Origin of the sequence: Parachitinimonas caeni, from assembly GCF_030129945.1 — a bacterium.
GTDB lineage: Bacteria > Pseudomonadota > Gammaproteobacteria > Burkholderiales > Chitinimonadaceae > Parachitinimonas > Parachitinimonas caeni.
In genome coordinates, this window is the sequence record NZ_JARRAF010000062.1 from 1 (window position 1) to 10825 (window position 10825).

Sequence of the window (10825 nt, forward strand, 5' to 3'; positions counted from 1 at the left end):
CCTACAATCATCACATCCCACAAAAAGCCCTCAACTTCTTGTCTCCGATTGAGGCTATGAAACAGTGGCAGGTTAAACAGCCGGATCTGTTTACGAGGAAAGTTTATAAACAGGCGGAACCTGACAGTTAGGGTTCGTTTATTTAGCTCGCTAAACTGCACTCACCCTGCCTCGCCCTGCCCCAAAACTCGGCCCGGCGCGACCGGAAACAAAACGTCAACAGAGCCTAGCACCAGCCCAAATACCACCGTGAAGAAAAATGGCCGTGAATATCACGGCCATTTTTTATTTCCACCCTTACCCATGACCGCACAATTGAATTACCGCACTCATGATCTAGACTTGTAATCTGGCCAGTTATTCCAACCGACCATTTACCTACTTATCAAATTACACCTGTAGCCTCAAAAATTCCCGATACTCACATTTAATCAGGAGTCAAGCATGGGAAAGCTGAAAGGAAAAACTGCTCTTATCACAGGAGGGAGCAGCGGCATAGGGCTTGCTACAGCCAAGCTATTTATTGAGGAAGGCGCAACAGTCATCATAACTGGCAGAGACGCTGAAAAACTCATGAGTGCCAAGGCATCTATTGGAGAACAACTCATTATCCATCAGAGCAATGCCAGCCAGCCTGATGAAATAGAAAATCTGGTTAGCAAAATCAAACAGGACCATCAGCAACTCGATATTCTTTTCATCAACGCAGGTATCGCCAAAGCCGCCCCGATTGAGTTCATTACCGAAGAACTATTTGATGAAATCATCTCAGCCAATGTAAAAGGTGCATTCTTTCTCATCAAACATGCACTACCACTATTGAACAAGAATGCTTCCGTTATTGTTACGACCTCCATTACCAATAAACTGGGTTGCCCTAATTTCAGTCTTTATGGCGCAAGCAAAGCTGCCTTGCGCTCAATGGTACAAAGTTTGGCGCTGGAATTGATTAGTCGTGGAATCCGGGTTAATGCCATCAACCCCGGCCCAATAGAAACACCCATCTATAGCAAATTTGGCGTCCCGAATGACGTTGAAAGCGCCATCAAGGAAGACATCGAAAGAAAATCTCCGATTGGCCGATTTGGCAGGCCGGAAGAAATTGCCAAAAGCGTTCTTTTCCTTGCCACTGAAGATTCCTCTTATCTGGTGGGTGAAGAAATTGTCGTGGATGGTGGAATGAGCTTGCTATAAGTCATGACTCGAAAGACCATTACCCAAGAATAAAGGCACCGCCTCCGGTGCCTTTATTTATTACCACCTACTAAAAGTGTCCTAACAGCTGAATATAAAATGCCCGGCCAGCCAAAGGTAGATCGTACAAAGTATTACCTGGTGCAGGGCTGGGTTCTCGAGCATCGGTATCAAATATATTCTTTACCACGCCCCTCATTTCCCAATTTCCAAACAACTTCTCCTTTCTGACTGAAAAATCAACCAGCGTATAATCTTTTACTTCAGGCCTATTGTCACCAGGCTCCCTTGCCCTATCAGCGACCCAGTTAACCGTTAAATTCGACTGCCAAGTTGGTAGAAAACGCCAATCTCCTCTAACAAAAACCCTGCGCTGTGGCGCTCCACCTGCATCTTTATTGGCTGTATCATCTGTTGATTTCTGTAAAGATAGATTACCTGTTAGTCGAATAGTCTTATTAATGTCCCAGGTTGTTTCAAACTCTGCGCCATGCCCAGACTGTGAGCCGGTATTTTGCGCCGTTGCACCTGTACTTGGATCGGCATTCGGCACGAACCTGATAATGTCCTTCATCTTATACTGGTATACGTTCACACCTAGCTGGAGCGACGGAGTGGATTGCCAGGACAATGCCACTTCTCCAGTAGAAATCTTCTCTGGTTTTAAATTTGGATTCCCGATTGCCACCGGATTATTAATATTATATAACTCTGCAAATGCAGGTGCTCTATATGCCCTCCCATACAAAGCCTTGAATGTCAGGTTATATGAAACATCCCAAACCAGTGCCAGGCGCGGATTGGTTGTACTACCAAAGTCTGAATACTTATCGTGACGCAAACCCGCAGTCAATACCCAATCTTTTGCTATCGACCACTCATCTTGCAAAAACACATAACGAAGTCGCCTATCATGCGGTCTGATATAAGGCGCCGTTTCGCTGACATTCTTTATTTCCCCTAAAGGAATAAAAACAGGGCCGATATTTGGCACAGTCTGGATATCGAAATTCTTAAATTCCATGGTTCGATACATGTCGGTCTTCTTATAACCCGCACCAAGGCGCACCCTGTGTTTTTCAAATCCCGTGTAGAAAGCAGACAAATCCACTTGTGTATTTTCTACATAATGCGATGGATTGGCGATGACCCCTTTCGGAAATGCCCCACCAAAAGCCCCCGGAGGGAAAAGCATATATCCCGGGTCACCTGGTTCATCTTTCACATTAAAATAGCTGACCTGAGCCGAAATATCCCACCCTTCAAATAAGTTCTGATCGTTATAGGTGATATCCCAATTCGTCCTGCGTCCTGGCAAACGTCCATAAGGATCCACCGCATCAGCCAGCCCGGCGCCAATGCCTACCTTTCTATATTGGTAGCCTGCTCTAGCCCGCAAATTTTTGTACTTCATTTCCACTCTTGCATCAAAAGCTCTGCGAGAGGTACTTACTGCCCCAGGCGCTAAAGATGCTTTAGTGCCAAATAATTTATCTATGGTTGACTGTGTATCATATAAAATCTCTTCCTTTTGGCCGTCTGACTCACCTGCTTTGACAAAAAAGGAGAATTCAGCCCCATGGTAATTTCCACCATGCATAAGGAATGCTTCTTTCGAGTCAAATGATCCGGCTCGCGCACCGAAGTTTACACCCGACATCTCCGACGGGTTTTTAGTGATGATGTTAACAACACCCGAAAAGGCATCTGCGCCATACAATGCAGACCCAGGCCCTCTAATCACTTCTATTCTCGCAACATTTTCCAAGGGGAACCCGCCCCATGAAAATGACCTGTTCCCCTGGAAATTATCTGTAACCGGAAGGCCATTCACCAGAACCAATACCTGTGGATTATATTTGGTATGAATTCCACGAATTGCATAAATAGGGCTATATGCCAAAGGGGATACTGAGGCATGCATCCCCGGAATAAGCCTCAGTACTTCATCCAGATCGGTCTCTCCAATAGCCTCTATATCTCGCGCAGTAATAACCGTCGCTACCGCTGGGGCTCTTGCAATCGGCTGTTTACTACCCGTTGCAATTGAAACAAATGCATTATCCCCATAAACCTGAGATAAATCCTCTTCCTCGCCAGCCTGATTGTTGGTTTCTGCAAAGGCAAATGCAGCAGAAACAAAAAAAGCGAGCCCATTCAAGATCGAGACTGTATTACGCTTTCTATAGTTTGGCATTGCGCACGCTCCAATTGGGTCTAATGAACAGAGCAGAAACTGCAAACTAAATCACGCGCTCAACCAGACCAATTTCGCCTTGCTGGCCCTGAATATTTTAATTGACTGCATGGCAAGACAAATGTAGCACCCTCCGGTTTTTCGCATGCCTCCTGATAACAAGGTGGCATTCCAGCGAGAAAACACGGCAGTAAAAACAAATAGGCCTCCCTTGCACTCATCCCAACATCTAACGAAACAGCCATGAATACTGTCGCGAAAGTGGTTAGTAATGGGCGGCTGGACATGGCGCTCAGTTCTTTTTCAATGGCAAATGCCAATCTCAAATATTCGCCTTGTGGCTCTCCTTCTTCTTCCATGCGCTTGAGCATGACGGGAATTCGTTCATCCTCCTGTAAAGCTCCCACCGGCCGACCCCAACCTCTGATTCTCGGGCGAACCGCCAGCTCTTCCTTTATGACATCCGCCAATAACTTTCCTTTATCTTGCAAAGCCTTTGCTCTTTCCAGAAAGTCAGCGGCTTCATAGGCGGCTTGCCACCCATAAATCGTTGCTTCGGATACTGCAATCGCGGCACTGATTCCCAACGCCCCTGAACTGCGAGCCGTTCCGGCCAGCGCAGCGACGCGGTTATTCCATAATCTGGCATCGGGGTAGCTGGTATATACCCAAAGTGCATGCAGTATTTTTACTTGCCGGGCACTTAATCGCTTTTGGGTAATGCCAAAAACAAATAATTCCATCCAGTCTGCGTGATAGAAATCTTTATGCAGCTCTTTACCGCGAAAGATTGCCCGGTCACCAGGAAAACAAGCACCTGCCTTGGTTTTAAATACACCCAGGTAATCATTTAAATTAATTTGCTTGTTCATCATGTTTTCCTTGGTTTTAGCGGATCATTTTCGACGTCTATCGCAAAGAAAGGAAATTTCCTGAATCCAACATCAACTTGCTCAATTGCATGTGCCGCAGCGCCCGGCAAACGAAACAGCAGGGCCAGCATTTCGCCCTCGGCAGGAGAAAAACCGAGATCTGTAAATCCCGCTGCAACAACGCCACAGATCGAGAGTGGCAACCCTGCAGCGGCTTCGAGAGCTTGACGACTTTCTAACAGCCATTCCGCACAACCTCCGGGCTGTAGTGATGCCAGACGGTGTAGCAGCTGGTTCACCATCGTGCTTGACACGGAAGCATAGGGATCAAAGCCTGGTGCATGTTCAATGTCAGGCCAAACGACCGATCGCTCTGGCTTTGCCGGGGGCAAGACCGTTGGCCGCCAGGCTTCGATGTCCTTACCACAGGCAGCCCAGCGTTCCAGCGCCAAACGGATTTCCCGCGCCCCCCCATAGCTGCCGGCGCCGACTGACAATGCTGCGACCAAGGCCGCAGCGGCCGGGGAGCCCCCTACCCCCGCACACATTGCCGCATGAACCGAGGGGTCTCGGGGACCGGGGTTGGCCAGGGCAATCATCAGTGCTTCCATAATGGATGCTTGCTGTGGGGTAGGCTTTTCTCGTCTGAACAGAAGAAAGAGATAAGCGATATAACTCGCATTGGGTAGGAGGTCGCCAAACACGTCATAGCCCCGGCAATAGCATCTGTCAGCACGGAAGGGGTTGCCTTCCTGAGCATCCTCATCCCAGATTTCGCTGTGAATGCAGTCCTGAGTAGATTCACTCGCCTGATTACTCATCCTGACCTCCCGTCAATGTCTTGACTCTTACGCCCATGGGTGGGGGTTCCTCGCCGTCGATGCGGACGTCGATCATCGTCGGGCCTTTGCGGGCAAGGATGGCGGCGTAGTCGATCTGGTCGAAGTCGGCGGGGGTTTCGATCCGGTATCCCGGTACATTCAGCGCTTCGGCGAGCTTGCGGTAGTCAACCGGTGGCAGCGCACAGGCGGTTTGTTCGGCGCCAGTCATGCGCTGGCCGTGTTTGACCATGCCCAGGCTCTCGTCGTTGAGCACAACGTAAATAACGGTGAGCCCTTCTTCGGTAGCGGCCGTGATTTCCTGGCCATTCATCAGGTAGCTGCCATCGCCGGTGATGCAGACCACCGGGCAGCTCGGGTTGGCGCGGGCGATGCCAATTGCCGCGCCAATCGCCCAGCCCATGGGTGCGAAATCCATGGTGACGCGCAGCCAGCTGGAGTTGCTGGAGCGCCGCTCCACGCCGCGCTCGTCCCGGACGTGATGGCGCGACACGCTGCGGCGGTCTTGCGATAGCAACCGTCGATCCTGGGCATGCAGGTAATGCACAGCCCAGGCGGTACTATTGCCGGTATCCGCCACAAAGCGGGTGGTGGGCGGAAATTTGTTGGATAGCTCCTGCATCAGCCGTTGTGGTTTAACCAGCCCCTCGTTGGAGACGTATTTGTCGGGGTCATTCAGGGTGGCTTCGATGCTGGGCAGCGGATCAACACGCTGCGGTCGCTGTACGAAGGCCAGCAGTTCCAGCAGCCGCTCGCAGACGCTGACAATACGACCACGCACATGCAGCCTTGCCATCGGTGAGCGCATCAGGTTGTCTTCAGAGGCATCCACATGAATCAGCCGGGTGTTGAGCACGGTTTCCGACCAGCCGCCACTGGTCCACTCACCAAGATTGGTTCCGAGCGCAATCACCAGATCAGTGTCGATACGCAGGGTTGCCTCGGCGGTCTTGTGGCCGGCAAAGCCAAAGACACCGCGATAGGCCGAGTGACGGGGGTTGATCAGCCCCTTGCCATCGGGGGTCGCAACAAATACGGCGCCCAGGCGATTGACCAGAGTCATCAACGGACCGACAGCTTCGTGGCAACCACCGCCAATCAGGAACACGATATTGCGAGCTTCGACGATCTCTTCGCACAAATGACGGATGGCACCATCGTCAATCAGCGAACGACGGCGGAACAGGGTGGTGAGCTCGTAGGAGGAAACCTGCGGCATCACCATTGCCCGCATGACATCAACCGGAAAGGTCAGGTGTGTCGGGCCATTGGGGGCGCGGAGTGCCTTGGCCATGGCGCTGACCAGTTTGTGCTCGACCTGATCGGGGTGCGAAACCAAAGAGTTGTAACGTGTGCAATGGCGGAACATGCCAAGGGTGTTGATGCCGGTGCAGGCGGATTCCTGAAATGCGCGCTTGCCGAAGGACGGCAAGGGCGGCTGGCCGGTAATGGCCAGCACCGGCACGCCATTGTCGAATGAACAGGCAATGCCGGTGATCAGGTTGGTAGCGCCAGGGCCGGAGGTGGCAATACAGACACCGAGTTTGCCAGTCTCCCGGGCGTAGCCGTCGGCCATGAAGGCGGCCCCGGCTTCGTGTCGGGCCAGCACATGCCGCAATCCACCTCGTCGCTCACTGCGCGCCATGGCGTTATACATGGGCTCCACCGCCCCACCGGGAATGCCAAATACGTACTCGACGCCAATGCGCTCCAGCATGGATACGATCAGGTCAGAGACTTCGACTTCGGCCTGTTCCTCGTCAACACCACCAGAGAGGGAGGGCTTTCGAACGTGCATGATCAGGTACTCCGTTGCAATGAATACAGTCGTAACCAACCCTGTTCTGTTGGCTATTCCTGAGGCGTGTCCCCACCGTTTCCCAGGTCATGTTGGTTTTGAGAAGCGTTTGCAAAGTCAGCGTCCATCAGCCGGGGAAGGCGCCTATCAAGACCAACGCGAAGAAGCTTCCCGCTTCCGATCCTGAGCACGCGGCACTATTGCAAATTGCTTCCAGGACTCCGTCGATTCAGTGAAGGCGAGTGTGCAAGGGCGAACACTCGCCCCGTCCGGCTTGTTCAGCCTGACCCGCCAGAGCACGGCTGGCATCTCGCTTCCGGACTTGAAAACGAAACGTCAACGACGCCCGACATCTGATGCCGAAAGAACCTGATTTCCCCTCCGCCTGCAGCCCCGGCCTTATGAAGAACCTTGCCAGGTGCCTGACTGACAGCTTGCGCTTGCTGATTGGGGCGCTGTAAACAATGTCTGTCCGGTCGAATGCAACCGAATTGGGCATATCCCACAGCGCCAAGCATCGCTTCTTTTGGTTACCACCGTTTCACTACCCAGGCGTCTGGTCGGTGCGCATGCGGCCTGCAAAAAGCGGTTCGGCACGCGTGTCTGCCAACATCAGTAACGCCTACTGGTCCAGTATAGTTGGGCACGGGAAAACACCAACCTGCCGGACAAACCCGCACAAACGTCATATCCAGTCGTGGTTCCAGAAAGGTTGCCCGTTGCAGGCAGGCCCCCGATTGCACCCGGTCAGGACGATTTCCATCATCCCTTTGTCCCGACAATTCACCGCAGATGAGACAGCGCGCAGGTTCTTGAGCTTGGAGCGGATTAGCCAGTGCTAAACTCCCGACAGGAACCCACCTCGCTCAGGATCTGGTTTGTTCGAATCGTCGCTATCACCTTCTTCAATCCCGCTGACGCTGATCAGCCGGCGCACACTCTTACAGCGTGCGCTGGGGATGCTGTCGTTGGCCACATGGCCGGGGATTGCAGGCTATGCTGCAACAGAGAATGGCCGCGGTATTGCCGTGCTATACCCGGATATTGGTGAACCGTACCGCACGGTTTTCACCAAAATCATTGAAGGCGTGGAAACCCAGACAAAAGGCAAAGTTGCCAACTACGCCATCGGCACCAGCTTCAATCCTCAAGAGTTGGGGGCAGACCTGAAGAAGCAGGAAGTCAAAGTGGTGATTGCACTGGGCCGTGCCGGTCTGAAAGCCGCCAGCGCATTGGATCGGGACATCCGCGTGGTGGTGGGCGGCGTGATCTCCCTGCCGGACGTCGAACCGCGCACGCTGGCCATTTACAGCCTGGCCCCCGACCCGGCCTTGCTGTTTTCACGGCTCAAAAAATTCATGCCCGGCATGCGGCGGGTGTTTGTGGTGTTTGATCAGAAGCAGAACGGATGGCTGATCAAGCTGGCGCGTGACCAGGCCAAGCCCTTAGGACTGGAACTGAATGCGCTGGAAGCGCAGGATATCAAGGGGGCTGTCAAACTTTATCAGGACATATTCGCCCAGGCAGACCCCAAAACCGATTCACTCTGGCTACTGCAGGATTCGACAACCGTTGACGACAGCTCGGTATTGCCGCTGGTCCTGCAGGAATCGTGGAACCGCAGCCTCACGTTCTTTTCCAGCAATGTCGGGCACGTCAAACGAGGCGCCCTGTTTTCCCTTTATCCGAATAATCTTGAGCTGGGACGCAATATGGCCACAGCCGCCATATCGTCGCTGGCCACAGCGGGAGGCAACGGACAGCTCAAGGTGCTGCCGTTAAAAGATGTCTTGCTGGCAGTGAATGTGCGAACGGCCAGCCACCTGAGCATCAATCTTGAAAACAAGCAGGGCTTCGATATGGTCTTTCCGGAGCCCTGATATGCATCGCACAGTGCCATCATCGCTCAGGATGCGATTCCTCACCGACCTCCTTCGCCAGACGGCCTTCCGGCAGCAGCTGTTTACGGCTGTTACCACGGGCGTGTTCTGTATTGCGCTGTTTTCGTCGCTGCTGAGCTCCTGGCAAGGCAGCCGGCAGATCCGGGCCACCATGGTGGGCCAAGGGGAGCGTATTGCCGAAAGTCTGGCAGGCCAGAGTTCGCTGGCTTTGCTGACCGCGTCATCCGATAACGCCAGTGAAGCGGTCAAAGCCACCCTCGCCTTCCCGGATGTCACGCGGGTGGAAATCCGCCAGCCGGATAGCCGTCCCTTGCTGGTGCGCGGGCATAACGGCGTCGCTACGGCCGATCCGAACCCGCCCAGCCCGAATCTGCGTCAGGCGTATCTTGAAGCCGAAACCAGCGATTCGTGGCGGTTTGTGGCGCCGGTGCTGAGCAAAAAGGCCAGCTCGCCTTTCGAGGTGGAAGAGCGCGCTGATGAATATCTGGGCTATGTGCGGGTCGAACAAAGCAAGGCCACGCTAACCCGCATGATGACCAATGTGTTTCTGGTCAATTTTGCGATTTCCTTTTTCATTGCCATCTTCTTCCTGGCAGTCATCCGCTACCTCTCGCTGCGACTGACCCGCCCGCTGACGCTGCTGTCGGCTGCCATGGCCAGGGCGGAAAGAGGCGAAGCCAATGTGCGGGCAGAGCTATCAGGCCCCCGCGACATTGTTGAAATGGCGCAGGCTTTCAACAGCATGATCGCCGCCCTGCAGGATCGCGAAGAAGCACTGCGGGAGAGTCAGCAGCAGTATCGGGAAGTGGTCGAAACCGTGAAGGAGGTGATCTTTCAGACCGATGCCGATGGCCACTGGGAGCTATTGAATCCCGCCTGGCGGGAAATCACCGGATTTGAGCAGGAAGAATCCCTCGGGCGCCGCATGCTCGATTATCTGCACGAAGAGGACCACGCGCAGATTGAAGCCTGGCAGGAAAAAATGCGTAGCGGCGAGCGACGTGGCGCCCGCTATGAGGCCCGTTTCCACCGTGCCAACGGCCAGGTCGGCTGGGCGGAAATCACCCAGCGGGTGCGCGCCGACGCATCGGGCCAGTTTGCCGGAACCTCTGGCATTCTTGACGACATTACCGAGCGCAAGAAAGCCGAACAGGAACTGGAAGCGTATCGGGCCCATTTGGAAGATCAGGTCAGCGAGCGGACCTCCGAACTCGAAGCCGCCAACAAGGAGCTGGAAGCTTTCAGCTATTCGGTCTCGCACGATCTGCGCGCGCCGCTGCGCCGCGTCAATGGCTTCAGCCACATGCTGGAGGAAGACTACGGCGACAAACTCGATTCGGTAGGGCGTGACTATCTGAACCGCATCCGGTTGGCCATCGACAATATGGATCAGCTGATTGATGCCATGCTGCAGCTGGCCAAGGTCAGCCGGGGAGATCTGCGTCTGGAGCCGCTGAACTTGAGCGACATGGCCAGCGCGCAGATTGAAGAACTGCGCACAGCCGATCCGCAGCGTGTCGTCGAGGTGGAGATCACGCCAGCCATGCACTGTGTCGGTGATCCGGGCTTGATGCGGGCCGTGTTGCAGAACCTGCTCGGCAACGCCTGGAAGTACTCAGGCAAGCGTAGCGTGGCAAAAATCACTTTCAGCCAGACGGAAACCCCGCAAGGTCTGGCCTATTTCGTTCAGGACAACGGAGCAGGCTTTGATATGGTGCATGCCCGCAATCTGTTCGGCGCCTTCCAGCGCCTGCACACCAAAGCCGAGTTCGAAGGGACCGGGGTCGGGCTGGCGACGGTACAGCGCATCATCCATCGCCATGGTGGCCACATCTGGGCCGAGGCCGAGGTCGATGTTGGCGCAACGTTCTACTTCATCCTGCCCGAGCGTCTGCAGCCCTAGGCTCTGTTGACATTTTATTTCCGGATCGCGTTTCGTCGGATTTGGGCCTGATGCAAGGCGAAAAGCGCGCCGCTTAGTGAGCTAAGCAAGCGGTTTTTAACACCGCAGCAGGCCCAAATCC

The 10825-nt window shown here is 53.8% G+C and carries 7 protein-coding genes; 3 read left to right on the plus strand and 4 right to left on the minus strand.

Features of this window, described 5'->3' with window-relative positions; translation table 11 throughout:
• Window positions 1-444: 444 nt before the first annotated feature.
• Window positions 445-1194 carry an SDR family oxidoreductase gene (locus tag PZA18_RS22865; RefSeq protein ID WP_284103210.1) on the plus strand — a complete coding sequence of 250 codons (750 nt, stop codon included), beginning with the start codon at window positions 445-447 and terminating at the stop codon, window positions 1192-1194.
• 70 nt (window positions 1195-1264) lie between these two features.
• On the opposite strand, the gene PZA18_RS22870 is transcribed toward PZA18_RS22865, so the two are convergent.
• Genes PZA18_RS22870 through PZA18_RS22885 form a run of 4 tightly spaced genes read right to left on the minus strand, consistent with a single transcriptional unit; the run spans window position 1265 to window position 6900 of the window.
• Window positions 1265-3391, minus strand: a complete 2127-nt coding sequence (locus PZA18_RS22870; RefSeq protein ID WP_284103211.1) for a TonB-dependent receptor plug domain-containing protein — start codon at window positions 3389-3391, stop codon at window positions 1265-1267.
• Between the two features lie 59 nt (window positions 3392-3450).
• Window positions 3451-4266: a hypothetical protein gene (locus tag PZA18_RS22875; protein ID WP_284103212.1), complete on the minus strand. Its 816-nt coding sequence runs from the start codon at window positions 4264-4266 to the stop codon at window positions 3451-3453.
• Window positions 4263-5084, minus strand: a complete 822-nt coding sequence (locus PZA18_RS22880) for a citrate synthase family protein (RefSeq protein WP_284103214.1) — start codon at window positions 5082-5084, stop codon at window positions 4263-4265. The genes PZA18_RS22875 and PZA18_RS22880 overlap by 4 nt, the downstream gene beginning before the upstream one ends.
• Window positions 5077-6900: a thiamine pyrophosphate-binding protein gene (locus PZA18_RS22885; RefSeq protein ID WP_284103215.1), complete on the minus strand. Its 1824-nt coding sequence runs from the start codon at window positions 6898-6900 to the stop codon at window positions 5077-5079. Before PZA18_RS22885 ends, PZA18_RS22880 begins: the two co-directional genes overlap by 8 nt.
• Window positions 6901-7778: 878 nt before the next feature.
• On the opposite strand from PZA18_RS22885, the gene PZA18_RS22890 reads away from it, so the two are divergent.
• Both PZA18_RS22890 and PZA18_RS22895 read left to right on the plus strand, forming a co-directional pair.
• A complete protein-coding gene (locus PZA18_RS22890; protein WP_284103217.1) occupies window positions 7779-8780 on the plus strand; it encodes an ABC transporter substrate binding protein in 1002 nt (333 codons plus the stop codon).
• 1 nt (window position 8781) lies between these two features.
• Window positions 8782-10704: a sensor histidine kinase gene (locus tag PZA18_RS22895; RefSeq protein ID WP_284103218.1), complete on the plus strand. Its 1923-nt coding sequence runs from the start codon at window positions 8782-8784 to the stop codon at window positions 10702-10704.
• Window positions 10705-10825 lie beyond the last annotated feature (121 nt).